Source organism: Blastococcus sp. SYSU DS0669 (assembly GCF_054050895.1).
Genome location: NZ_JBJHAE010000019.1, coordinates 51,450 through 74,911, shown reverse-complemented (window position 1 = coordinate 74,911; position 23,462 = coordinate 51,450). Strand labels below are relative to the sequence as shown.

General features: G+C 74.3%; 21 protein-coding genes and 1 pseudogene. 8 read left to right on the top strand and 14 right to left on the bottom strand.

What is annotated here, in order from left to right; genetic code table 11:
- Window positions 1–134: 134 nt before the first annotated feature.
- The 3 genes from ACI792_RS16830 to ACI792_RS16820 form a co-directional block, all read right to left on the bottom strand.
- Complete coding sequence (locus tag ACI792_RS16830; protein WP_456603601.1) at window positions 135–1,568, bottom strand: DUF4407 domain-containing protein; 1,434 nt, start codon at window positions 1,566–1,568, stop codon at window positions 135–137.
- 120 nt (window positions 1,569–1,688) lie between these two features.
- On the bottom strand, window positions 1,689–1,991 hold the full coding sequence (locus tag ACI792_RS16825) for a hypothetical protein (RefSeq protein ID WP_456579887.1): 303 nt from the start codon (window positions 1,989–1,991) through the stop codon (window positions 1,689–1,691).
- A gap of 110 nt (window positions 1,992–2,101) precedes the next feature.
- Entirely contained in the window at window positions 2,102–2,692 is a 591-nt protein-coding gene (locus tag ACI792_RS16820) for a TIGR03086 family metal-binding protein (RefSeq protein WP_456603600.1), read from the bottom strand.
- A 54-nt stretch (window positions 2,693–2,746) separates the two neighbouring features.
- Here ACI792_RS16820 and ACI792_RS16815 point away from each other — a divergent pair, with 54 nt between their 5' ends.
- The 3 genes from ACI792_RS16815 (at window position 2,747) to ACI792_RS16805 (ending at window position 4,767) form a co-directional block, all read left to right on the top strand.
- Window positions 2,747–3,166, top strand: a complete 420-nt coding sequence (locus ACI792_RS16815) for a DUF1810 domain-containing protein (RefSeq protein ID WP_456603599.1) — start codon at window positions 2,747–2,749, stop codon at window positions 3,164–3,166.
- Window positions 3,167–3,256: 90 nt separating this feature from the next.
- Entirely contained in the window at window positions 3,257–4,291 is a 1,035-nt protein-coding gene (locus tag ACI792_RS16810) for a glutathione S-transferase family protein (protein ID WP_456603598.1), read from the top strand.
- A gap of 50 nt (window positions 4,292–4,341) precedes the next feature.
- On the top strand, window positions 4,342–4,767 hold the full coding sequence (locus tag ACI792_RS16805) for a hypothetical protein (protein WP_456603597.1): 426 nt from the start codon (window positions 4,342–4,344) through the stop codon (window positions 4,765–4,767).
- Here ACI792_RS16805 and ACI792_RS16800 read toward each other — a convergent pair.
- Genes ACI792_RS16800 through ACI792_RS16790 form a run of 3 tightly spaced genes read right to left on the bottom strand, consistent with a single transcriptional unit; the run spans window position 4,764 to window position 8,539 of the window.
- Window positions 4,764–5,915, bottom strand: coding sequence for an acyl-CoA dehydrogenase family protein (locus ACI792_RS16800; RefSeq protein WP_456603596.1), 1,152 nt, complete (start codon window positions 5,913–5,915; stop codon window positions 4,764–4,766). The genes ACI792_RS16805 and ACI792_RS16800 overlap by 4 nt on opposite strands.
- Window positions 5,912–6,961, bottom strand: coding sequence for an LLM class F420-dependent oxidoreductase (locus ACI792_RS16795; protein WP_456603595.1), 1,050 nt, complete (start codon window positions 6,959–6,961; stop codon window positions 5,912–5,914). The genes ACI792_RS16800 and ACI792_RS16795 overlap by 4 nt, the downstream gene beginning before the upstream one ends.
- A gap of 45 nt (window positions 6,962–7,006) precedes the next feature.
- Complete coding sequence (locus tag ACI792_RS16790) at window positions 7,007–8,539, bottom strand: class I adenylate-forming enzyme family protein (protein ID WP_456603594.1); 1,533 nt, start codon at window positions 8,537–8,539, stop codon at window positions 7,007–7,009.
- Window positions 8,540–8,728: 189 nt separating this feature from the next.
- On the opposite strand from ACI792_RS16790, the gene ACI792_RS16785 reads away from it, so the two are divergent.
- Window positions 8,729–9,265, top strand: coding sequence for a DUF6318 family protein (locus tag ACI792_RS16785; RefSeq protein WP_456603602.1), 537 nt, complete (start codon window positions 8,729–8,731; stop codon window positions 9,263–9,265).
- A 371-nt stretch (window positions 9,266–9,636) separates the two neighbouring features.
- Entirely contained in the window at window positions 9,637–10,182 is a 546-nt protein-coding gene (locus tag ACI792_RS16780; RefSeq protein WP_456603593.1) for a hypothetical protein, read from the top strand.
- Window positions 10,183–10,194: 12 nt separating this feature from the next.
- On the opposite strand, the gene ACI792_RS16775 is transcribed toward ACI792_RS16780, so the two are convergent.
- A complete protein-coding gene (locus ACI792_RS16775; protein ID WP_456603592.1) occupies window positions 10,195–11,097 on the bottom strand; it encodes a helix-turn-helix domain-containing protein in 903 nt (300 codons plus the stop codon).
- 201 nt (window positions 11,098–11,298) lie between these two features.
- Here ACI792_RS16775 and ACI792_RS16770 point away from each other — a divergent pair, with 201 nt between their 5' ends.
- The 3 genes from ACI792_RS16770 (at window position 11,299) to ACI792_RS16760 (ending at window position 14,649) form a co-directional block, all read left to right on the top strand.
- Complete coding sequence (locus ACI792_RS16770) at window positions 11,299–12,201, top strand: alpha/beta hydrolase (RefSeq protein ID WP_456603591.1); 903 nt, start codon at window positions 11,299–11,301, stop codon at window positions 12,199–12,201.
- A 212-nt stretch (window positions 12,202–12,413) separates the two neighbouring features.
- Window positions 12,414–13,919: a DUF222 domain-containing protein gene (locus tag ACI792_RS16765; RefSeq protein WP_456603590.1), complete on the top strand. Its 1,506-nt coding sequence runs from the start codon at window positions 12,414–12,416 to the stop codon at window positions 13,917–13,919.
- Between the two features lie 109 nt (window positions 13,920–14,028).
- Window positions 14,029–14,649, top strand: coding sequence for a hypothetical protein (locus ACI792_RS16760; RefSeq protein WP_456603589.1), 621 nt, complete (start codon window positions 14,029–14,031; stop codon window positions 14,647–14,649).
- 10 nt (window positions 14,650–14,659) lie between these two features.
- Here ACI792_RS16760 and ACI792_RS16755 read toward each other — a convergent pair whose 3' ends face one another.
- The 7 genes and pseudogenes from ACI792_RS16755 to ACI792_RS16725 form a co-directional block, all read right to left on the bottom strand.
- Entirely contained in the window at window positions 14,660–15,712 is a 1,053-nt protein-coding gene (locus ACI792_RS16755; protein WP_456603588.1) for a hypothetical protein, read from the bottom strand.
- A 19-nt stretch (window positions 15,713–15,731) separates the two neighbouring features.
- Window positions 15,732–16,760 carry a hypothetical protein gene (locus ACI792_RS16750; protein WP_456603587.1) on the bottom strand — a complete coding sequence of 343 codons (1,029 nt, stop codon included), beginning with the start codon at window positions 16,758–16,760 and terminating at the stop codon, window positions 15,732–15,734.
- Window positions 16,757–18,202: pseudogene (locus tag ACI792_RS16745) on the bottom strand (UGSC family (seleno)protein). The gene ACI792_RS16750 and the pseudogene ACI792_RS16745 overlap by 4 nt, the downstream one beginning before the upstream one ends.
- Window positions 18,199–19,278: an acyl-CoA dehydrogenase family protein gene (locus ACI792_RS16740; RefSeq protein ID WP_456603586.1), complete on the bottom strand. Its 1,080-nt coding sequence runs from the start codon at window positions 19,276–19,278 to the stop codon at window positions 18,199–18,201. Before ACI792_RS16740 ends, ACI792_RS16745 begins: the two are co-directional and overlap by 4 nt.
- Window positions 19,275–20,411, bottom strand: coding sequence for an acyl-CoA dehydrogenase family protein (locus tag ACI792_RS16735; protein WP_456603585.1), 1,137 nt, complete (start codon window positions 20,409–20,411; stop codon window positions 19,275–19,277). Before ACI792_RS16735 ends, ACI792_RS16740 begins: the two co-directional genes overlap by 4 nt.
- Window positions 20,412–20,479: 68 nt before the next feature.
- Window positions 20,480–21,217: an enoyl-CoA hydratase/isomerase family protein gene (locus ACI792_RS16730; protein ID WP_456579903.1), complete on the bottom strand. Its 738-nt coding sequence runs from the start codon at window positions 21,215–21,217 to the stop codon at window positions 20,480–20,482.
- A 31-nt stretch (window positions 21,218–21,248) separates the two neighbouring features.
- Complete coding sequence (locus ACI792_RS16725; RefSeq protein ID WP_456603584.1) at window positions 21,249–23,393, bottom strand: acetate--CoA ligase family protein; 2,145 nt, start codon at window positions 23,391–23,393, stop codon at window positions 21,249–21,251.
- Window positions 23,394–23,462: the final 69 nt, after the last annotated feature.

The following is a 23,462-nucleotide window of genomic DNA, read 5'->3' as shown; positions in this document are numbered from 1 at the left end:
TGCGCCCGGCGGCCGAAGTCCTCAACCCGGCCCACGGGGCGCCGGCCGCGGGGCCCCACGGTCGGCGTCCACGGCGGACTGCCGGCGGACGCGCGGCGCCCCGGACCTCGGGAGGAGGTCCGGGGCGGCGGGGCTCAGACGGTGGTGGGCGTCCGGTCGACCGGGCGGCGGCGCACCGAGCGCACCGTGCGGACGGCGGCGCTCCGGGCGAGCTCGCGGATCGGGCCGGTGTCCCACAGCTGACGCGGCTCCGCCGGCCCCTCGGCCGGTGGTTGCTCGGCGCGGGGGCCCTCGGCGCGGGCCGCCTCGGTCCGGGCCGCCTCGGTGCGGGCGGCGACCTCGGCCAGCGCCGCCCGGCGGCGGGCCAGGATCGCCTCCTTCTGCCGGTCGACCCGCTCGCGCTCGGCGAGCACCAGCAGCTCCTCCTTGGCCTGGGCCACGGTGCGCCGCGACTCCTGCGCCATCTCCTCCAGCTCGACGTCACCGGAGTCGCGCAGCTGCACCAGCCGGTCGTAGGCGGTCGGCGGGCTGAAGTTGAGCAGCAGCTTCATGAGCACCGGCAGCACCTCGACGCACATGAACAGCAGCGAGAGCATGAACTGGGCGGCCGCCAGGGTCAGGTTCCGGTCGCCGAGGCGGTCGAGCGCCTCCAGCCGCAGCAGGATGCCGCCGGAGCCCTCGTTCTGCGTGTCGAAGGCGGCCTGCTGCCGGTCGAGCTCGGCGGTCAGGCGAGCCAGCTCGGCGCGGTCGCCGTCCAGCGAGGACCCGGCGAGGGCGGCGCTGCGCCCCTCCGCGGCGGTCACCGCGGCGACGGCGGCGTCCAGCTCGGCGCGCGTCGCGGCGACGACGCCGGCCTGCGCGTCGGCGGCGGCGCGGGCCTGCAGGTAGGCCTCGCCGGTGCCGGCGTCACCGGTGCCGCAGGTGCCGTCCAGCTCGCACTGCGCCTTGGCGTCCAGCTCCCGCTGCAGCGTCACGGCCCCGTCGTAGGCGGCCTGCTTCTCGGTGACGCCGGCGCGGACGACCTCCAGGCCCGCGTCGGCCGCTCCCCCGCTGGCGACGACCGCCTCCTGCGCGGCGATGCGCTCGCGCAGCTCCGGCAGCCCGGCGAACCGGCTGTCGGACTCCAGCGCCAGGCGGTGCGCGTCGGCGGCCTCGGCCTGCATCGACACGATCTCGGCGTCGATCTCCTTGTGGAACACCTGCAGCGTCAGCGGCGTGGCCACCACGACGCCGAGCACCAGCGCCAGCCCGACGCGTGGCACGGCCATGGCCACGTTGCGCTTGAGGGACGGGTCGTGCGCCATGCCGACCATCAGCATGCGGTCGAGGTTGACCACGACCGTGCCCCAGCCCAACCCCACCAGCACCGCCAGCGGCCACCAGACGCCCAGCGCCATGGCGACGGCGAACGCCGCGGAGACCGCGGCCAGCGCGCCCGTGCTCAGCAGGACACCGCCCAGCGCCACGAACCGGGGCCGCGCCCCGGGTGCGGCGGCCAGCACGTCCGGCCGGGCGCCGGCCAGGACGGCCAGTCCGTCGCCGATCCGTCCTCGTCGTCGCTCGCTCATGCAGTGCCCCCCGGGCGGCGGGGATCGTGAGGGACCGCCGCCCACCGCCCTTATCGGCAGGCCGGTCGGGGCACCGGCACCGTGACCGATATCGCTACCGCGGCCCGGGGTGTCGGCGGGTCAGCCGACGTCGCTGGTGTCGTCGGTGTCGGGGCCGCCGTCCACGCTGCCGGCGTCCTCCTCTCCCGTGTCGCCGTCGGAGCCGGTGTTGTCGTCCTCGTCGATGCCGCCGGTGCCGCGGTCCACGCCGTCGGCGTCCTCCTCGCCGCCGTCGACCCGGTCGGGGCTGCCGACCTCCTCCTCGTCGAACACGGCCGGGACGCTCTCCTCGTTCCGGTCGAGTTCGTCGTCGCCGCCGCAGCCGCTGAGCCCCAGGCCCGCGGCCAGCACGGCTCCGACGACCATCCGTGCACTCCTGCGCATGTCTCCTCCTCCTGCGGTGCTGTCCTCCCTCCGGTTCCCGTCCGGTGGGGGGCAGCAGCGGCGACGGCGGGAGATGACACGGCTTCGACATGTGCGCGGGCCGGGTGGCCCTACCGGTCGCCGGGCGCCCGCCAGCTGGGGTCGCGGCCGGTGCGGCCCAGCAGCCGGTCCAGCACGGGCGCGTCGCCGGGCACCGGCACCACCGGCCCGAAGAGGCCGTCGGGCTCGGCGACGGGGTCGTCGCGGGGACCCACGAACTCCAGGCACGCCTCGACCGCGGCGGGGTCCGGCCGGTAGGGCTGCCCGGTGGCGACGGCGAGGTCCCAGCCGTGCACGAGCACCTCGTCCAGGGCCACCAGAGCCATGGCCGCCCCGGGCATCCGGACGCCGGCCACCTCGGTCTCGCCCTGCCGGGCCTCCGGTCGCCGCCAGGCGGCGGCCAGCCCCTCGAGCCGGGCCGGAAGCAGGGTGCGCCAGTCGGAGGCCAGGCGGGCCGCGTCCGCCGACGGGCCGCCGTCGAACGGGGCCTTCTCCGCGGCGAGGCAGAACGCCAGGGCCAGGCCGAGCAGGTGGTCGAGCAGGCCGGCCACCGGCATCCCGGGGCACGGGGTGGGATCGCCCAGCTGGTCGTCCCGCACGCCGGCGACCACCCGCGCCAGCTCGGTCGTCGTCGGCCCCAGGTCCACGGTCGTCGTCTCCATGCGGTTCAGACGCCCGGGGTCTCGGGATCTCATCGCGTGCGGCAGGCTGGTCCGGTGAGCGACCCCTTCGACCTCCGCCGCTTCGTCGACGCCCAGACCCAGACCTACGACCAGGCGCTCGCGGAGCTCCGCGCGGGCCAGAAGCGCACCCACTGGATGTGGTTCGTCTTCCCGCAGATCGAGGGGCTGGGCCGCAGCGGCATGGCGCAGCGCTTCGCGATCTCCGGCCTGGACGAGGCGCGGGCCTACCTCGCGCACCCGGTGCTGGGCCGGCGGCTGGTCGAGTGCGCCCGCGCCCTCACCGCGCTGGACACCGCGGACCCCGTCGAGGTGATGGGCGGGATCGACGCGCAGAAGCTGCGCTCGTCGATGACCCTGTTCGCGCACGCCGCCCCCGACCAGCCGGTGTTCCGCGAGGTGCTCGACCACTACTTCGGCGGTGTCGAGGACGACGCGACGACGGCCCGGCTCTGACCGTGGTGGGGACGGCGAGGGCGACGACGGTCACCGGAACGCAACCGCCGCCGGCGTGTGAGCGGGCGCGGCACCGGGCACGGCCCACCGGTGAGTGAGAACCAGAGCGGATCCGGTTACGTCGAGGCGGAGTACTCCCGCGACTCCAAGTACATCTCCGACCGCATCACCGCCGATGGCCTCGGCCCCTGGCCGGTCGAGCCGGGGCGCTACCGCCTCGTCGTCGCCCGGGCGTGCCCGTGGGCCAACCGGGCGGTCATCGTGCGCCGGCTGCTGGGCCTGGAGGACGCCATCTCGATGGGGCTGTGCGGGCCCACGCACGACGAGCGCAGCTGGACCTTCGACCTCGACCCCGGCGGCCGCGACCCGGTGCTCGGCTACGAGCGGCTGCAGGAGGCCTTCCTCGCCCGCGACCCGGAGTACTCGCGCGGCATCACGGTGCCCGCGATGGTCGACGTCCCCAGCGGCGCCGTCGTCACCAACGACTTCCCGCAGATGACCCTCGACTTCTCCACCCAGTGGACCGCCCACCACCGGGAGGGCGCACCGGACCTCTACCCCGAGCACCTGCGGGACGAGATGGACGAGGTGATGGAGCGGGTCTACCAGGAGGTCAACAACGGCGTCTACCGGTGCGGTTTCTCCGGCTCGCAACGCGCCTACGACCAGGCCTACGACCGGCTGTTCACCGCGCTGGACTGGCTCAGCGACCGGCTGGAGGACCGCCGCTTCCTGATGGGCGGGCAGGTCACGGAGGCCGACGTCCGGCTGTTCACCACCCTCGCGCGGTTCGACACCGTCTACCACGGCCACTTCAAGTGCAACCGGCAGAAGCTCAGCGAGATGCCGGTGCTCTGGGCGTACGCGCGCGACCTGTTCCAGCTGCCCGGGTTCGGCGACACGATCGACTTCCCCCAGATCAAGGAGCACTACTACGTGGTCCACGCCGACATCAACCCGACGCAGATCATCCCGCAGGGCCCCGACACGTCCGGCTGGCTGATCCCGCACAACCGCGACCAGCTCAGCGACCGCCCGTGGGGCGACGGCACGCCGCCCGGCCCCCCGCCGGTCGACGAGCGGGTGCCCGCCGACCACGGTCCCGGGGGCCTCGGCCACCGCTGACCTGTGGACAACGCCGTCGCCGGTCCCCGCGACCTGCCACGGTGACGGGCATGACGACCTCTCCGCTCGCCGATGCCCGTGTCCGCTCCGCCGCCGAGCTCACCGACCGCTGGTCCACCCTGCTCGGCCCCGACGGGTTCGGAGCCCGCAGCCTCTGGCTGACCTGGTTCGACGCCGACGGCCGCCAGCTACCGGTCGTCGTCCCCGTGGACGACCTGCCGGCCCTCCCGGAGCCCGCTCTGCTGGTCGGGCTCCGGGAGGTGCACGGCTCGGTCGTCCACGACCAGCTCGGCGGCACGGGGCACCTGGCGTTGGCGCTGTGCCGGCCGGGCGAGCCGGTGGTCACCGCGGAGGACGAGGCCTGGGCCCAGGAGCTGCGGTCGGTGCTCGACGACGACCTCGTCGCGGATACCTGGAGCCTGCACGTGGCGGTCGCGGGCAGGGTGCTGCCGCTCGTCGAGGGGCCGTGCCGCTAGATCCGGTGGCGGGCGATCCACTGGGCGGCGATGACGGTGCGCTGGATCTCGTTGGTGCCCTCGCCGAGGATCATCAGCGGGGCGTCGCGGAAGTAGCGCTCGACGTCGAACTCCTTCGAGTAGCCGTAGCCCCCGTGCACCCGCATGGCGTCCAGCGCGACCTGCATGGCGGCCTCGGAGGCGAAGAGCTTCGCCATGCCGGCCTCCATGTCAGCGCGGGCGCCGCTGTCGAGCTTTTCGGCGGCGTCGGCGGTGAGCAGCCGGGCGGCCTGCACCTTGGTCGCCATGTCGGCGAGCAGGTTGCCGACCGACTGGTGCTTCCAGATGGGGACGCCGAAGGTCTCCCGCTCCTGGGCGTACCGGGTGGCGGCGGCCAACGCCGCCTGCGCGACCCCGACCGCGCGGGCGGCGACCTGGACCCGGCCGACCTCGAGGCCGCGCATCATCTGCACCCAGCCCCGGCCGGGCTCCCCGCCGAGGACGGCGCCGGCCGGCACGCGCATGCCGTCGAAGCTCAGCTCGCAGGCCTCGACGCCGCGGTAGCCGAGCTTGGGGATCTTGGCCGAGATATCCAGGCCCTCGCCGGGCTCGACAAGCAGCACGCTCATGCCGGTGTGCGGCGGGACGGCGTCGCGGTCGGTGCGGCAGAGCAGGCCGATCAGCCCGCTGTGCTGGGCGTTGGAGATCCAGGTCTTGCTGCCGGTGACGGCCCAGCCGTCGTCCGTGCGGACGGCGTGCGTGCGCATCGCCTGCAGGTCGCTGCCGCCGCCGGGCTCGGTGAGCGCCATGGTGGCCCGCACCTCGCCGGTGGCCATGCGGGGCAGGTAGCGGGCCCGCTGCTCGTCCGTGCCGACGGTCGCCAGCAGGTGGGAGATGACCGAGTGGCCGCCGATCGCGCCGGCCAGGCTCATCCAGCCCCGCGCCAGCTCCTCGGTGACGCGGGCGAAGCAGGCGGTGCTCACCGCGCTGCCGCCGTGCTCCTCGGGCACGAGCAGGCCGAACAGGCCGAGCGCCTTCATCTCCTCGATGAAGGCCTCGGGGTAGCGGTCCTCCGCCTCGAACTCGGCCACCCGCGGGCGCACCCGCCGGTCGACGAACTCGGCGGTGAGCGCGACGAACTCCTGCTCGTGGGCGGCGAGCGGCGTCACGCGAGCGCCTTCAGCGTCTCGATCGCGCGCAGCCGCTCGCCGTGTTCCGCGGCCAGGGGCGTGACGTTCAGCGTCGTCACCCCGGCTTCGCGGAAGGCGGCGAGCCGCTCGGCGACGTGCCCGCGGGGCCCGACCAGCGCGACGCCGCGGACGAACTCCTCGGGCAGCGCCGCGGCGGCCTCGTCCTTGCGCCCGTCGAGGTAGAGGTCCTGCACCGTCGCCGCCTGGTCGGCGAAGCCGTAGCGCCCCGCCAGCTCGTTGTAGAAGTTCTTGCCGCGGGCGCCCATCCCGCCGACGTAGAGCGCGAGCTTCGCGCGGACCCGGTCCAGCGCCGCCGCCTGCTCGTCGGCGTCCTCGCTGATCAGCAGCTGGCTGTCGGCGACGACCTGGAGCGGCCCGAGCTCCGGGTCCCGCCGCGCCGTCCCCTCCGCGAGGGCGTCGCCGAACGCCGCCGCGCTGCCCTCGGGGAGGAAGAACGCCGGCTGCCACCCCTCGAACAGCTCGGCGGCCATCGCGACGTTCTTCGGCCCGATGGCGGCCAGCAGCATCGGGATGCGCTCCCGCACCGGCTGGTTGATCAGCTTCAGCGGCTTCCCGAGACCGCTGCCACCGCGTTCGCGGGTCAGCGGGATGTCGACGTGCGCCCCGTGGTGGTCGACCTTCTCCCGGCGCCACACCGCGCGGCAGACCTCCACGACCTCGCGGGTGGTGGCCAGCGGCGCGGTGTAGGGCACACCGTGGAAGCCCTCGACCACCTGCGGCCCGGAGGCGCCGATGCCGAGGGTGAAGCGGCCACCGGAGAGGAAGTCCAGGCCGGCGGCGGTCATGGCCAGCAGCGTCGGCGTCCGGGAGTAGATGTTGAGGATGCCCGAGGCGATCTCCACCGTCGTCGTCCGCGCGGCCAGGTAGCCGAGGTGGCTCACGGCGTCGAAGGAGTAGGCCTCGGCGACGTAGACGGTGTCGAGGCCGGCCTTCTCGAAGTCGGCGATGACGGCCGTGGTGCGGTCGTAGCCGCCGTCGTAGGAGATGGGCATGCCGATGCGCACGAGGTGCTCCTGTCGCCGAGAGGTCGGGCCTCCCGCAACGTAGCGCTACCGGGGGACGGCCACCCAGCCCTCCGCCTCGCGCAGCGGGGCCTTCAGCACCTTGCCGCCGGCGTTGCGCGGCAGCGGGCCGTCGATGACGCGGACGAACTGCGGGCGCTTGAAGTCGGCCAGCCGCTCGCGGGCGAAGGCGGCCAGGCCCGCGACCAGCTCGCCGGCGTCCGTGCCCGGCTTCGGCAGGACGACGGCACCGACCTTCTCCCCCATCACCGGGTCGGGGACCCCGACGACGGCGACCTCGAGGACGTCGGGGTGCTCGGCGAGGGCGTTCTCCACCTCGACGCTGTACACGTTCTCGCCGCCGCGGTTGATCATGTCCTTGGCGCGGTCGACGATCCGGACGACGCCGTCGGTGAGGGTCGCGAGGTCGCCGGTGTGCAGCCAGCCGTCGACGAACGTCTCCGCGGTCCGCTCCGGGTCGCCCCAGTAGCCGGCGACGACGTTCGGCCCGCGCACGAGCAGCTCGCCGACGCCGGTGACCGGGTCGGGGCGGTCGAGGCGCACCTCGTTCACCGGGGTGGGGAATCCGACGGCGTCGGCGTGGGTCTCGGCGTACTCGTGCGGGAGGAAGGTGGCCAGCGCGCTCGTCTCGCTCAGGCCGAACCCGTTGCCGAGCCGGGCGTTCGGGAAGGCCTGGCGGAGGCGGTGCACCAGCTCCGGGGCGATGGGTGCGCCGCCGTAGCTGAGGGTGCGGACGGTGGAGACGTCCGTCGTCGCCAGCGCCGGGTGGCGCAGCACCAGCTCGTAGATGGTCGGGACGCTGGTGAGCAGCGTGATCCCGTGCTCGGGGATGGCCGTCAAGAAGACCGTGGCGTCGAACTTCGGCATCAGCACGCTCCTGCCACCGAGCGCGATCTGGGTGAGGAACTGGGAGTTGCAGCCGGTGACGTGGAACAGCGGGACGGAGATCAGCGTGGCGTGGGCTGCCTCCGGGTCGCGGCTGAGCTCGCGGCAGCGGATGACCGACTCGATGTTGCTGAGGAAGTTCTCGTGGGTGGTCATCGCGCCCTTGGGGCGACCGGTGGTGCCGCTCGTGTAGAAGAGCGCGGCGACGTCGGTGTGCTGCGGATCGGGGACCTCTCCCGGTTCGCCGTCGGGCAGCGGCTCCCCGGGGCGGATCACCCGGCGGGCGCCGCAGTCGGCGAGGATGAAGTCGGCCTCGGCGGCGGCCAGCCGGGTGTTCATCGGGACGACGACGGCGCCCGCGAGCTGGGCGCCCCAGAAGGCGAGCACCCAGTCGACGCCGTTCGGCAGCTGGACCGCGACCCGGTCGCCGGTGGTGACGCCCGCGGCGCGGAGGCCGCCGGCGACGCGGAGGGCGCGCTGCCACAGCTGGGCGTAGGTGAGCCGGCCGCCGTCGAGCTCGACGATCGCGGTCCGGTCGGCGTGCTGCCGGGCCTGCTCGGCCAGCACGCGGACGATGTTCTGGGGCAGGCCGGTGTAGCGACGGACGCCGTCGGGGCCGACCTCGATGCCGCTCGTGTCGAAGGGGCTGGTGCCCGTCGTCTGCTCCGTGCTCATGCGTCCCCCGTCTGCGGCTGGTCCCGGCTGGGGATTCTGCGCCGGTGAGCCAGGTCTCGTGCGCGGGGGCGGTCACCCGATCCGGCGGCCTGTCCACAGTTACGGAATCGGATGCAAGCGAACTCTGCGTAGTCTCCCGCTGTGCGTGGAAGCCGTGGGGGCCCGACCCGGACGACGCTCGGCTGCGTGATGGCCGGCACCGTGCTGCTGACGGGATGCTCGGAGAAGCAGGAAGCCAGCACCAGCCTGCCGACGACGGAAGCCTCGCCGACCACGGAGTCCCTCCCGCCGCTCGGTCCGGAAGACATGCCCATGCCGGACGAGGCCCGCGAGCAGACGGCGGACGGCGCAGAAGCCTTCGTCCGCTACTACGTCGACCTCATCAATCGGACTTCGACCGTCATGGACGCCGAGCCGCTGCGCCAGCTCAGCGACGGATGTCGAGACTGCGATCGAATCGCCTCGAGCACCGAGGAGGCTGCGTCGGCCGGCCAGGACTACGAAGGGGGAGAACTGACGATCATCGAGGTCGGCGCTCCAGTCATGAAGGACGGCGCTGCGGACTTCCCGATCATCGTGGACCAGGCGGAGTTTGTGGTCCTGGATCGCTCGGGCACTCCTGCACATGGCGGCTCCGCCGCCTACTCAGGCATCACCGGAGGTGTGGCGGTCGTGTGGGACTCCACGCGACAGTCATGGCTCATGCGCGACCTGACATTCGGATGATGCACACCTTTCGAGTCCTGGTCTTATTTTGCGTCGCCATAGCCTGCCTGACCCCAACGACAGCAACCGCAGACCATGTGACGTGCGGACGAGTCGTCTGCCCGCACGTCGAGACGGCTCCCGGGGCAATTACAGCCGCCCTGGTTGAGCAGACCCCGGGTGGTGGGTGGCTCGCGAGTAATGCCGCCCTAAAGGAACATCCCTACACATATCGACTATCCCTACCCTGCGTCGTTAGTGATCGCGAGAATGGCGGATGCCGACCCAGCGATTTCTTTGAGTGCCCAGCGCCCCCTGGCCGGGTCATCGAGGACTTGGTAATGGAACAACGACGCCTCGCGATAACTGGGCTAGACGGTGGCACCACGACGGTGGACGGGTTCGATAGCGGTGGCGCGCCGGTGGGCACTCAAGTAGGTCCTTGGATCGTCGGGACGCGGGCCTGCATCGACATCACCGCGTTGAACCCGCCGCCGTCGCCCGATGAGGTCTTCCGCTACTTCCAGCGACTGCCGCTCCCGCAGCTGACGACCCGGCACCAGCCGCCCGGGAATGGCCTGACGGGGTTGCCGGTCATCTTCTACACCGACTCCCCCACCGCCCAGACCTTCACCGTCGACATCCGCGGCTTCACCGTCGTCATCGAAGCCACGGCCGAGCGGTTCACCTGGCACACCGGCGACGCAGCCGGCCAGATCACCACCACGGAGCCGGGCGCCCCTTACCCCGACCACACCATCGAGCACAGCTACCGCCCCGGCACCTACACCGCCCACCTCACCGTCACCTGGGGCGCCACCTTCACCGTCGACGGCGGCGCCGCAGCCGACGTGCCGGGGACCACCACCACCGACGGCCCCCCGGTCACCTTCGACATCCTGCAGGCCCGGACCGTCCTGACCAATCCCTACGACTGACGCGAATCCACGTCAGTCCCCGGACCTGACCGCCCGTCGGACCTCGTCGGGACTGCGGCCGTACTCGGCGCGGAACGCCCGGCCGAAGGTCGTCTGGTCACGGAAGCCGCACCCGTGCGCCACCTCTGCCACGGTCATCCGCGTCCCGGCCCGTTCCAGTTCCCGCCGCGCTGCGGCCAACCGGAGCCGGCGCACGTATCGCGCAGGCGTGTCGTCCCGGGCCGCGAAGAGCGCGTACAGGGACCGCAGTGAGACGAACCCGGCCGCCGCCATCCGGGCAGGCGACAGGTCGGGGTCGGAGAGGTGCTGCCGTACGTAGGCGCTCACCCGGGCCCAGGTGGCGGCTGTGGGATCGGCAGGCGCTGCATCACGCGGCAGTGCGCCGGTCAGGAGGTCGACGGCCGCGTCGGCCACCGGCAGGCCCATCGCGCCGTCGAGGGTGCTCGCCCACTCCATCGTCGTGCCGAGCAGCCCGGCCAGGAGCCGGACACCACTGGCCTCGATCAGCCGTACGCCCGGCCGGGCCAGCGCGGGCACCCGGGTCGCCGGCAGGAGCAGAGTCCACTTGTGCAGCGGACCCGGGACCACGAACCGGACAGCCTCGCTGCTGCGCCACACCAGCGCCGAGCCCGGGCGCACGACCAGGCGCTCGTCGCCGATCTCGACGAGTTCCTCTCCGGCCCGCACGAAGAGCACCCCGACGGTGTCCGTATCCGTCCGCGCTCGCTCGGTGGGGCCCCGGTGCCCGGCGCACGGGCCACACCAGCAGTCGACCAGGGAGAGGTCGCCGACGCGGTAGTCGATGAGGCTCTCGGTCGGCGCGGGTCCGTCCGACTGGCCTGGCTGCAGGGCCCACGGCAGGTGACTGGAGCTGATCGCCTCCCGCCAGGCATCCACCCGGTCAGCCGCCGGCACCCCGGCCGGGCTCCACGACACCGCCCTAAGAGCCATCGCCGTCGTCCTCCCGCCGCCGTGCCCGCATGCAACCGCGCCGGGACCACCGCCCGCAAGGTCTGCACGGAACGACCGGCCGGCTGCACGCATCGCCGGGACCGCCGGGGGCGGAACGGCGACCGTCGGGGGGGAGCGGCCACGGCGGCCGCACGAGGAGGAGACATGCGCGAGGACGTGGAGTTCCGGACCGAGGACGGCGTGACGCTGCGGGGCTGGCACTACTCCCCCGACGGCGTCGGCGGACCGGCGCCGCTCGTGGTGATGGCCCACGGCTTCTCCGCCGTCAAGGAGCACCTGCTCGACGACTTCGCCGAGCACTTCGCCGCCGGCGGACTGGGCGTGCTGGTGTACGACAACCGGAACCTCGGCGCGAGCGACGGCACGCCGCGAGGCGAGATCGACCCCTGGCAGCAGGTGCGCGACTACCGGACGGCGATCACCTGGGCGTGCGGCCAGCCGTGGGCGGACCCGGATCGGATCGGCGTCTGGGGATCCAGCTACAGCGGAGGGCACGTGCTCGTCGTCGCCGCGCTGGATCGCCGGGTGAAGGCGGTCGTCTCGCAGGTACCGCTGGTCAGCGGCCTGCAGAACGCCCGCCGACTGATCCGTGCGGACGCCTTCGCCGGGCTGCGCGCCGCATTCGACGGGGACCGGGCAGCCCGATACGCGGGTCAGGACCCGGCGATGATCCAGGTCGCCTACGAGAAGGACCCCGCCGAGATGGCCGCCCTCCCCACCGAGGACACCCACGACTTCTTCTTCGGCCCGGTCCAGGAGCGGGCACCGTCCTGGCGGAACGAGGTCACCCTGCGGTCGGTCGAGATGTTCGTCGAGTACGAGCCGGGCGCCTACATCGCCGACATCTCTCCCACGCCGCTGATGATGGTCGTCGCCGCGAAGGACCACCTCACGGTTGCCGACCTGACGCTCGAGTACTACGAGCGCGCGAGGCAGCCCAAGGAGCTCGTCGTGCTGCCGGTCGGGCACTTCGACGCCTACGTCGGCGACTCGTTCTCCGTATCAGCTCCGGCCCAGCTCCACTGGTTCCGCACCCACCTGGGCTGACGGCGACCGGACGCGGGCAGGAGACCTGGCACTCGAGAACGCCGGGCCGGGGACCGCGGACACCGTTGACACGTCAGCCGTCGGGGTGTGCTCAGCCTGCAGGCCTGGCGGCTGCGGTGCTGTGGGACGACGGCCTTCTCTCCACCCCCTTTGGGCCGAGGCGCTGAGCTGCGAAAACTGTCGGTGGTCGGCCCTACGGTGCAGGTGTGTTCATGGGCGAACCACCCCGCGGGCCGGAAGACGGCGTCTCGATCCCCTGGGTGCCCGACACGCACGCCCCCGGGCTGAGCGACCTGGAACTGGTCGCCGACATCTGGGCCGCCGACGCCCGCGAGGCCCGGCACGCCGCCGAGCGGGCGGAGGCGATCGCCGCGCTCGCCCGGCGCCGTTCCATCGACCGCGACCGCGACTTCGGCCCGCTGGGCGGTCCGGGGCTGGACAGCCGGCTCCGCCGATCCGAGGTGCTGGCCCAGGTCAGCGAGACCTTCGTGTCCGAGCTCGCGCAGATCCGCAACTGCTCCGAGGTCGAGGCCGAAGCCCTCGCCGTCGAATCGATCCTGCTCACCACCCGGCTGACGGGCACCTGGGACGCCCTCTACGCCGGCCGCATCGACGTGCGCAAGATGCGCGCCCTGGTCGACCTCCTGTCCACGGCCACGCCGGACGTCATCGCCGAGGTGGAACGCCGCGTCCTGCCCGACGCCGGCCGGCTCACCGTCGCCCAGCTGCGCGCCCGCGTGCGCCGGGCGCTGGCCCGCCTGGACGCCGACGCTCTGGACCAGCGCCGCAAGCAGGCCGCCCAGCGGGCCGACGTCACCACCCGGCGCACCGGCGACGGGATGAGCCAGCTCGTCGCCGACCTCTCGGTCCACGTCGCCGCCGCCTGCGCCGACGCCATCGACCAGTACGCCCAGCTGCTGCGTGCCGACGGCGACTCCCGCCCCATCGGCGTGCTGCGCGCCGCCGTCGCCGCCGACCTGATCCTGCGCCCCTGGGACGACACCCGGCCTCCGGTCACCGCCGTCCTGACCATCCACGCACCGCTGCCCTCGCTGCACGACCCCGACGACGACGGCAGCAGCCAGCCGGCCGCAGAGGTCGCCGGCGAGGTCGTCACCGCCGCGCAATGCCGGGAGATCCTGCACGAACTGGACATGCTCGGCGTCGGTGCTGCACCGGCTGGCGGGTGCGTTCAGGTGGCCATCGGGAACCCGGCCGACGGGCGGCTCGTCGCCGTCGCCACCCGCAGCCAGCTCCGCCGGGCCGCCGGTCACCGCCGCCCCACCCGCCGCGGAAGAACCGCCAGGACCCCCTCGCGCGGTGACCGAGAACCCGGCTCAGGGCTGGGGCCGCCGGCACCGACAACCGCCTACGCACCGACCGCCGCGCAACGCCGCTTCCTGCACGTCCGCGACCGGCACTGCCGCATGCCCGGCTGCCGACGACGCGCCGGACGCTGCGACATCGACCACGGCACCCCCCACGCCGACGGCGGCCCCACCGACTGCTGGAACCTCTGCTGCCTGTGCCGCCGCCATCACCGCATCAAGACCTTCGCCCGCGGCTGGCGCTTCCACCTGCACAGGGACGGTCGCCTCACCGTCCGCACACCCAGCGGCGTCTCCCGCAGCACCCGCCCACCCGGCTGGAGCCACGACCCCGAACCCGACCCACCCTGGCTCGACGAGCAAGCACCACCCGACCCGCAGCGCCACTGACCGACGGGACCCACGCGTCCGGATCCGTTCCCAAGGCGTGCTCGTGCGAGGACAGTGGACACCGCCGCATCGCCCTTCGACGCCGCCCGCTCACCAGAGGAGCCGTCGCATGTACGCGCGTTCCACCACCATCGCCGGGAACCCCGCCCAGGTCGAGCGGGGCATCGTCTACATCCGCACCCGCGTCCTCCCCGCCGTCATGGGCATGGACGGCTTCATCGGCCTGTCGATGCTCGCCGACCGGCACTCCGGCCGCTGCATCGTCACCAGCGCCTGGGAGGACACCACCGCTCTCCGCCAGAGCGCCCCGCAGGTGAAGGCCATGCGGGCCCGGGCCAGCGACATCCTCGGCGGCCCGGCCGTGATCGACGAGTGGACGATCGGCGTCCTGCACCGCATGCACCCCGCGCCCGAGAGCGCCTGCGCCCGCGTCACCTGGACCGAGGGCAGGCCCGAGCGGCTCGACGGGATGACCGAGGCCTTCGGCATGAGCATGGTGCCGCGCCTGGAGGACATCCCCGGTTTCTGCTCGGTGAGCGTGCTGGTCCAGCCCGAGACCGGCCGCGCCGTCACCGCCGTCACCTACGACTCGCGCGACGCCATGCAGGCGGCGATCGAGCACGCCACCGAACTGCGCCAGGCGTTCAGCCGCCGGACCGGCGCGCAGGTCGTCGAGGTCGCCACCTTCGACCTCGTCGTGGCCGAGCTGCGGGTGCCCGAGACGGTCTGATCGGCGACGGTCAGCGCCGCACCAGGGCACGCACCGGCGCCGTCACCGACCGGGAGCCGCCCGGCCACGTCGGCAGGAGCAGCATCTTCACCCCGGCACCCCCGGTGACGACGACGTGCACATCGGACGGCGAGGCCGCCACGCGCAGGTCCCCGGCCGAGTACCGCGCCAGCCCCGCGTGGAAGGCGAGCACCGGTGCCGAGCCCTGCAACAGCGCGCTGGCCTGCTCGAAGAGGAACTGCGCGATCCGCGCGTACCCCCACCCGTGCACCGCCAGCAGCTCGGCCGGCTCCGGCGGCAGCAGCAGGAACTGCTCCCCCAGCGCGGCACGCCGCGGGTCGCCCGACGCCAGCGCGACCCCGGCCATCGCCGCCGCGGCCGGCCCCAGCACGGACGGCGGCTCCCGATAGCCCTCCCCGGGCAGCGCCTCGACCACGCTCCCGACGCCGATGACCGTCACCGCGTCGACGTCCACCCCGAGGCCCCGGCGCTGCGCCAGCGACGGCAGCGGGCGCGCCGCCTCGGCGGTGCAGCACGTGTACTTCGCCGGCTGCCCGATCGTCGCCATGTCAGTCAGCCCGGCCGTCGCTCCCCCGATGCCCGCCAGCGCCATCGACACCGCCCGCCCGATGCAGGCGTTCGCCCGGTTCCCGGTCCCCAGCCCGCCGGCACCCGACGTCATGCCGAGCCGCCTCGCCACCGGCCCGTGCACCAGCACCGCGACCGCCGGCGCCCCCGTCGTCGTCGACAGCCCCAGCAGGTTGAACGGCTCCTCGAGCGCCGCGCGGCACGCGGCCACCACCACCGGCAGCTCCCCGGGCCGGCACCCCGCGAGCACCGCGTACCAGGCCACCGAGCCCACGGTCAGCGGGCCGAACAGCGGCGGCACCAGCCCGAGCTCCTCGTCGGGCGCCGTGACGCCGTCCAGCATCGCCCCGAGCCGAGCCGCGGTCGGCGGCACCACCGGCAGCCCGTCCCCGTGCCCCGCGGCCAGCAGGTCGGCCAGCACCGCCCCGGGGTCGGCATCGGCCCCGACCAGCGGCAGGTCCGCCGCGTTCACCACGGGCCCGCGGAATCCGGTCTCACGGCCGCTCCGGCACCGCGCGCGTGACCGCCGCCGTCGCGCCGAACGAGGGGATCCACGCCGAGTGCTTGCCCGCACCGCCCGCGACCAGGATGTGCAGCATCTCCGGGCCGGTGCTGACCGGGTAGAAGTCCCCCTCGGGCTCCACGCCCCAGTCCTCGAACTGCCGCTGGTTCTCCTCCGACACCTTGGACACCGGCACCCGCGCCTGCTCCCACAACCGCTCGCGCAGCGACTCCGCCGTCCACCCGTCGCGGTGCAGGGTCGCCGCGTGCTCCGGGCCCAGCACCAGGAAGTGCGGCCCCTTCACGTAGAGGTTGTTCGACCCCGTCTGCGCCATCGTGCCGGCGATCGTCATCAGCAGGCCCTCACCGGTCGTGCTGCCGTGGTCGTTGATGTTGTGCGGCCCCTCGCACGCCGCCACCGTCACCGTCGACTCCCCCGGCGCGAACCCGCGGCGCACCGAGAACGGCTCGAACGGGCTCTCCTCCTCGTTCTCGCCGAAGCACCACGTGTACTTCGCCGGCCCGCCCTGCGTCGACCGGTCCATCGAGCCGGGTCGCGCCCCGCCGACGTGCGTCGTCACCAGCTGCACCGCCCGGCCGATCACCGCATTGGCCCGGGTGCCCTGGCCGAAGCAGTTGGTGCCGCCGTTGACCCCCAGAAGCGTCCGCACCGGACCGTTCACGATCACCAGCGGCGCGCACGGGTGGGTCGTGGCCAGCACGCCGTGCAGGTTGTACTCCGGCGCGAGCAGCGCGCGGACGGCGGCGAGCACCACCGGCAGGTCGGCCGGCCGGCAGCCGGCCATCACCGCGTTCGCCGCGAAGCTCTCCCGCGTCGGCACGAGCCCCGACGGCGGCACCGGCCCGAGCTCCAGGTCGATGCCTTCCAGCGCCTCCAGCGCCGCCGCGACCCGCTGCGGGGTCGGCGGCACCGTCGGCAGCCCGTCCCCCCAGCCGCGTTCCCACGCGACCTCGTGCCAGCTCTCCTCGGTCACCCCGGGGAGCTCGATCACCTCGGTCATGCGCTCCCCCGAGCCTCGTCGGCCAGCGGCAGCAGCGCACCGGCCGCGGCCTCGATCCGCTCCGCGAGCTCCTGCTCGTTGAGCCCGCCGACGGGGTGCGGCACCACGATCACCCGCGGCGTCACGCGCCGGGCCTTGGCCTGCGCCTCGACCAGCGGCAGGAACGTCGAGGTCACCAGCAGCGGTGCCACGACGCCACGCTTCTCCAGTTCCACCGAGTCGTGGAGACTCCACGACGAGCACGAGCCCTAGTCACCGACCGCCACCAGCACCATCTTGTAGCGCTGCGACAGCCAGTCGATGAGGTCCTTGTCGGCCGCGGCGGAGGCGTTGGGCTTGCTGGCGAACCCGAGCTCGGGCAGCCGCCAGTGCTCCTGCAGCCGGCCACCCACCCCGCGGAGCAGCTCGGTGGCGTTCGGCTTGGAGTTGGAGAACAGCGCCACCTCGGTCCAGTCCGCGCCGCCGCCCACCGGGACGACGCCCTCGGCCTCGTCCGCCGGCACGCCGTAGGTCGGGTCGACGATCTGCAGCCCCGGCCCGGCCGCCGCCCGGAGCGCGGCCACCGCCGCCTCCCCCGCCGCGGTCCCGTCCTCGACCGCGGCCGCCACCGACTGCGCCGCACCCGACCGCGCGTCACCCGCCACCACCACCGTGCCGGCTCCCGTGCGCACCCCGTCGGCGAGCAACCGCCCGGCGCCGTCGGCAGGCACCGACTCGACCAGCCCGCCCGGGCCCCGGCGTCCCACGTACGGGAAGAGCCCGTCCGCGGCCAGCTCGCGCTCCCCACCGGGCGTGGCGACGACGACGCCCGCGAGCAGGCCCTCACCCCGCAGGGCGGTCACGCTCGCGCCGGTCAGCACCTCGACCCCGTCCGCGGCGGCCAGCCGGCGCGCGCGGTCGGCGTCCCACCGCGGCTCCCCCGGCACGAGCACGGTGACCGCGGACGCGACCTCGGCCAGCTCCAGCGCCTCCTCGGCGGTCCACCCGTCGTCGCCCACCACGACCACCGGGCGGCCCCGGAAAAGGGGGCCGTCGCACCCGGCGCAGGTGGAGATCCCGCGGCCGACGAGCAACTCCTCCCCGGGCAGGCCCAGCCGCCCCGCGCCCAGCCCGGTCGCCACGACCACGGCGCCCGCGGTCGCCGCACCCCCGCTCGTCTCCAGCCGCGCCGGGGTGCCGGGCCGCACCAGGGTGACCTCGTCGAAGGCCATGACCACACCGGCGTCCTCCGCCTCGGCGACCAGCCGCGACATCAGCCCGGTCGACCCGACGACCTGCCCCGGCCGCGGGTAGTCGTGCACCGAGGTCAGGTTGACCAGCTGCCCGCCCGGGGCCATCCGGTCGTAGGCCACCACCCGCAGCCCGGCCGCGGCGGCCACCCGTGCCGCGGTCAGCCCGGCGACGCCGGCGCCGACGACGGCGACGTCCCAGTCGGTGCTCATGCGCTCACCAGCCCCCTCGAGATCGTCGGCCACAGCTCGTCGGCGCCGGCGTCGGCCAGCCGCCGCCCGAGCTCCCGGCCCCACGTCCGCTCGCTGCCGAACTCGTCCCGCCACGACCACAACCGCCGGCTGAGCTGGCCGAGCTCGTACTCCTTGGTCATCCCGATGGCACCGTGCGCCTGGTGCGCCGCGCGGGCCGCGACGGTCGCCGCCTCGCCGGTCACGGAAGCGGCCGCCGCCACGTCGAAGAAGCCGGGCTCCGGCCGCGCGTTGCGCGCCGCCACCTCGACGGCCAGCCGGGCCAGCTCCGCCTCCTCCGCGATCGTCACCAGGTGCGCCTGCACCGCCTGGAACCGGGCCACCGGCCGGCCGAACTGCTGCCGCTCACCGGTGTACCGGACGGTCAGCTCGCCCACCCGCTCCAGCGCCCCCGAGATCAGCGCCGCCCGGCCCAGCGCCCCGCGCAGCCGCAGCGCGTCGGGGTCCACACCGGCCGGCGCCGCGGCGACCGCCTCGTCGCCGAGCGGCACGTCGTCCCAGGCCAGGGTGTCGCGGGGCTCCGCCGCGAGGTTGCGGCCCGGCTCCACCCGCGCCGCCTCCGTCGGTGCGCAGACGACGTGCCGCTCACCGCCGACGGACGCCAGGAGCACCACCCGGGTGCTCCGGCCACCCCAGGGCACCCGCTGCACCCGCGCCGTCAGCCGCCACCGCCCCGGCCCGCCGGAGAGCTCGACGGCGTCACCCGGCCGGCCCACCGCCACCGACAGCGGGCCTTCCGGCAGTTCCAGCCCCGCGGCGGCCAGCGCCCAGCCGGCCAGCAGCCCGCTCTCGGCCAGCGGCACCGGTGCGGCGAACCGTCCGGCCACGGCGAGCAGCGCGCACGCGTCGGCGACGTCCCCGCCCGGGCCACCGGCCTCCTCCGGCACCGACACGTAGGGGAACCCCGCCTCGGTCAGCGCCGACCAGAGCCGGTCGCTCCACCCGGTCGCCTCCGCCGCGACGACGTCCTCCGGGGTGCAGAGATCGCGCATCAGCCCCGCAGCCACCTCGGTCAGCATCGTGCTGTGCTCGCTCATGCCAGCCCCTTCGCGGCCACGGACCGCAGGATCTCGGTGGTGCCGCCGCGCAGCGTGTAGGACGGCGAGGTGAGCACGGCCTCGGCCAGCAGCCGCTGGAAGAGCGTGCCCGTGCTCTGGTCGACCTCGGTCTCGGCGGCGACCCGCAGCGCCTCCACCAGGTCCTGCTCGAACCGCGTGCCGACCTCCTTGACCAGCGCCGCCTCGATGACCGGCACCGCCCCGGCGTCCAGGGCGCGAGCCACCGACAGCGACAGCGCCCGGATCGCCCAGGCCCGGGCGGCCAGCCGCCCGATGACCGTCGCCTCGTCGTCGGCGACCGCCTTGCCGGCCCCCTCCCGCACGAACTCCCGCAGCACCGGGAACGTCGAGAGCCACCGGTCGGGCCCGCTGCGCTCGTAGGCCAGCTCGCTGGTGACCTGCTGCCAGCCCGAGCCGATCTCGCCGAGGACCATGTCGTCGGGGACGAAGACGTCCTCGAGGGCGACCTCGTTGAAGTGGTGCGATCCGTCGAGGTACGGGATCGGCGAGACCCGCACGCCGTCGGCGTGCAGGTCGACGATGAGCTGCGACAGCCCGGCGTGCTTCCGGCCCTCCTCCATCGGGGAGGTGCGGCACAGCACGGCGAAGAAGTGGTTGCGGTGCGCCTCGCTGGTCCACACCTTGGTGCCGGTCACGGTCCAGCCGCCGTCGACCCTGGTCGCCCGGGTGCGCACCGAGGCGAGGTCGGAGCCGGAATCGGGTTCGCTCATCCCGAGCGAGAAGTAGATCTCTCCCGCCGCGATGCCCGGCAGGAAGCGGCGGCGCTGCTCCTCGGTGCCGAAGTGCAGCAGCGCCGGGCCGGTCTGGCGGTCGGCCACGAAGTGCGCCCCGATCGGGGCGCCGGCGGCCAGGAGCTCCTCGGCGACGACGAAGCGCTCCACCGCGCTGCGGCCGTGCCCGCCGTACTCGGGCGGGATCGCCATGCCCACCCACCCGCGGGCGGCGAGCTTCCGGGAGAAGTCCGGATCGTAGCGGCCGGCGAAGCCGAGCGCCGGCCGGTGGTCCTCGGGGAGCTCCGCGGCCAGGAAGTCGCGCACCTCGGCGCGCAGCGACTCCTCGGCGGGGGTGAGGGTGGTGGCGCCGAACTGCATGGCCGGTCTCCTCCGGTCAGGGGTTGCCCGCCGGGCCGCCGGTGGTGCGGCGGCCCGGCGGGGCGTGCTCAGGCGGTCTCGCGCCGCCGCTGGGACCACATCTGCGTGGCCCGCTCGAAGTGCAGGGCGGCCTCCCAGCCGATCCCGGGCGGGCCGGACTCGGTGCGGAACGAGCGCGCCGCCTCGCGGGCGAGCTCCGGGTCCTTGGCGGCGCGGCCGGCGAGCTCCATCGCGAGGTCCTCGACCTGCTCGTCGGGCACCGCCTTCCACGCCATCCCGATCTCCGCGGCGCGGACCCCGTCGATCTCCTCGCTGAACAGCCCCATGGCCGCCGTCGCCTCGCGGCCCGCGGTGCGGGAGCTGATGGTGAAGTAGCCACCGCCCGGGTGCAGGCCGATGCGGAGGAAGCCGGCCAGCAGCCGCGCGGACTCGGAGACGATCCGCAGGTCGGTGGAGAGGGCCAGGTTGATGCCTGCGCCCACGGCGGCACCGCGGACGGCGGCGATCGTGGGCACCTGCAGCAGGCCCACCCGGCGGAACGCCTGGTAGACCGCGCCCAGCTCCTTGTAGGTCTTGTCCTCTGCCTGGTCGGAGCCGGCCGTCCAGCGGCGGCGGTCGGCGCCCGAGCAGAACATGCCGTCCTTGCCGCGCACGACCGCGGCACCGATGGCGGGGTCGCGGTCCACCTCGTCGCACAGCTCCGACAGCTGCATGCCCATCTCGGGCGTCAGGCCGTTCTTCACCTCGACGTTGTCGATGGTGAGGACGGCGATGCCGCCCTGCTTCTCCAGGTGTACCTGTCCCACGCGGGGGTCCTGCCTCTCTGTGTGAGTGGTGCTACTCGCCGAGCGGGGCACGGTGGCCGGTGGTGCGCACCAGCACGTCGACGGCGGTGGCCCCGCCGCCCTGCGCCCCGACGATCAGGGGGTTGACCTCGAACTCGGCCAGCCTGTCACCCCCGGCCACCGCGGCCTGCGACAGGCGCACCACCGCGTCGACGGCGGCGGCGACGTCGGCCGGCGGCGCACCCCGGAAACCGGCGAGCAGCGGCCAGGCGCGCAGGCCGCGCAGCATCGACCAGGCGTGCTCCGGGGTCACCGGCGCCAGGCCCGAGGCGATGTCGCGGTAGAGCTCGGTGGTGATCCCGCCGAGACCGACGGTGACCACCGGGGGGAAGCCGTCGCGGCCGGCGGTCGCGGCGAGGATCAGCTCGGTGCCGGGCGGGATGAGCTCCTGCACCTGCACGCCCTCGACGTCCGGGACATGGTGCCGGCGGGCGGCCTCGACCAGCTCGGTGAAGACGACGGCGGCCTCCTCGACGGCCACGCCGACGCGCACGCCGCCGACCTCGCTCTTGTGCGCCAGGTCGCCGGCGGCCAGCTTGAGCACGCCGGGGCCGGGCAGCGCGGCGACCGCCTCGCGGGCCGCCTCCGGCGTCGTCACCAGCGTGGCGGCGGGCTGCGGGATGCCGATGGCGCGCAGCAGCTCGGGCCCGTCGACGACGTCGGCGTCCAGCAGCTCGCGGACCCGGGCGACGGGCACCTCGGGGGCGGGCGGCAGGGCCGGCGCCGCCCCGCGGTGCGCCGGCGGCGCCATGCGCGCCGCGGCGCGGACCACCCCGCCGACCGAGCCGAAGACCGGGATGCCCGCGTCGCGCAGCACGCGCCGCCCCTCGGTGGTCAGCTCCTGACCGGCGATCCATCCCACGAGCAGCGGCACCGGCAGCTTCGCGGCGGTGAGCACCAGGTCCTCGGCCAGCCGGGCCCCGGCGTCGCCGACCACCATCGTCACGAAGACGGCGATCGCGTCCACCGACGGGTCGTCGGCCACGATCCGGCAGACGTCGCCGAACGCGTGCGCCCCCCGGTTGAACAGTTGGGCGGTGACGTCGACCGGGTTGGCCAGCGCGCCGAACGCGGGGATCAGCGGGCGCAGCCGGTCCTGGGTGTCGGCGGAGAGCTCGGGCATCTCCAGGCCGAGGTCCTCGCACTGGTCGGCCGCGAGGCTGCCGGCCCCGCCGGAGGTGGTGACGACGGCGACCCGCCGCCCCTCCGAGCGCTTGCCGGTGGAGAGCAGCGCGGCCACCGAGAGCAGCTCGTCGATGTCGTGGACGAGCACCACACCGTGCTCCTCGGAGGTGAGCACGAAGGCGACGTCGTCTCCGAGCATGGACCCGGTGTGGCTGGCCACCGCCCGGCGCCCGGCGCTGGAGCGGCCCGACCGGAGCACCACCAGGTGCCGGCCCGTCTCGCGCGCCCGGCGGGCGAGCGCGGCGTAGGCCTGCCCGTCGTCGGTGGCCTCGACGTAGAGCATGAGCACCCGGATCGCCGGGTCCTCCAGCAGCTCCCGCGAGACCTCGAGCAGGTCCAGGTCGGCCTGGTTGCCGGTGCTCGCCCAGAACGACAGGCCCAGCCCCATGTCGGTGGCCAGGTCGAGCACCGAGCCGCCGACCGCCCCGCTCTGCCCGACGTAGGCGACGCCGCTGTCGGAGGTCAGCGGCCGGTCGGCCGCCGCGGTGAAGGTGGCGACCACGCCGGTGGGCGCGTAGAGGAAGCCCTGGCAGTTGGGGCCCAGCACGCGCACGCCGGTCTCCCGCGCCACCTCGGCCAGCCGCTGCTGCAGCGCCACCCCCTCCGGCCCCACCTCGGCGAAGCCGGAGGCGTAGACGACGGCGGCCGACGCGCCGACCGCGGCCGCCTGCCGGATCGCGTCCTCCACCCGGTCGGCGGCGACCAGCACGAGCACCAGGTCCACCGGCCCGGGGACGTCGGCCAGCGTGGCGTAGCACTTCTGCCCGACCAGCTCCTCGTAGTTCGGGTTCACCGGGTACAGCGCACCCGTGTACCCGTGCTCGACCAGGTAGCGCAGCGGCCGGGACATGAGGTTCTCGGTGCGCCCGGAGATGCCCAGCAGTGCGATCCCGCGCGGCCGCAGCAGGGCACCGAACCCACCGGGGCGGGCGTCTGTCGGCGATCCGGTCAACGGGATCCGCCTTTCGGGCGGGCGACGGGGTGGGCAGGACCAGCTAAGTTGACACCGACGTCAGTGTCA

Coding starts and splice junctions, on each gene's coding strand:
- ACI792_RS16830 (WP_456603601.1), bottom strand. CDS start 1,568: ATGAGCGAGCGACGACGAGGACGGATCGGCGACGGACTGGCCGTCCTG.
- ACI792_RS16825 (WP_456579887.1), bottom strand. CDS start 1,991: ATGCGCAGGAGTGCACGGATGGTCGTCGGAGCCGTGCTGGCCGCGGGC.
- ACI792_RS16820 (WP_456603600.1), bottom strand. CDS start 2,692: ATGGAGACGACGACCGTGGACCTGGGGCCGACGACGACCGAGCTGGCG.
- ACI792_RS16805 (WP_456603597.1), top strand. CDS start 4,342: ATGACGACCTCTCCGCTCGCCGATGCCCGTGTCCGCTCCGCCGCCGAG.
- ACI792_RS16790 (WP_456603594.1), bottom strand. CDS start 8,539: ATGAGCACGGAGCAGACGACGGGCACCAGCCCCTTCGACACGAGCGGC.
- ACI792_RS16785 (WP_456603602.1), top strand. CDS start 8,729: ATGGCCGGCACCGTGCTGCTGACGGGATGCTCGGAGAAGCAGGAAGCC.
- ACI792_RS16770 (WP_456603591.1), top strand. CDS start 11,299: ATGCGCGAGGACGTGGAGTTCCGGACCGAGGACGGCGTGACGCTGCGG.
- ACI792_RS16765 (WP_456603590.1), top strand. CDS start 12,414: ATGGGCGAACCACCCCGCGGGCCGGAAGACGGCGTCTCGATCCCCTGG.
- ACI792_RS16760 (WP_456603589.1), top strand. CDS start 14,029: ATGTACGCGCGTTCCACCACCATCGCCGGGAACCCCGCCCAGGTCGAG.
- ACI792_RS16750 (WP_456603587.1), bottom strand. CDS start 16,760: ATGACCGAGGTGATCGAGCTCCCCGGGGTGACCGAGGAGAGCTGGCAC.
- ACI792_RS16740 (WP_456603586.1), bottom strand. CDS start 19,278: ATGAGCGAGCACAGCACGATGCTGACCGAGGTGGCTGCGGGGCTGATG.
- ACI792_RS16735 (WP_456603585.1), bottom strand. CDS start 20,411: ATGCAGTTCGGCGCCACCACCCTCACCCCCGCCGAGGAGTCGCTGCGC.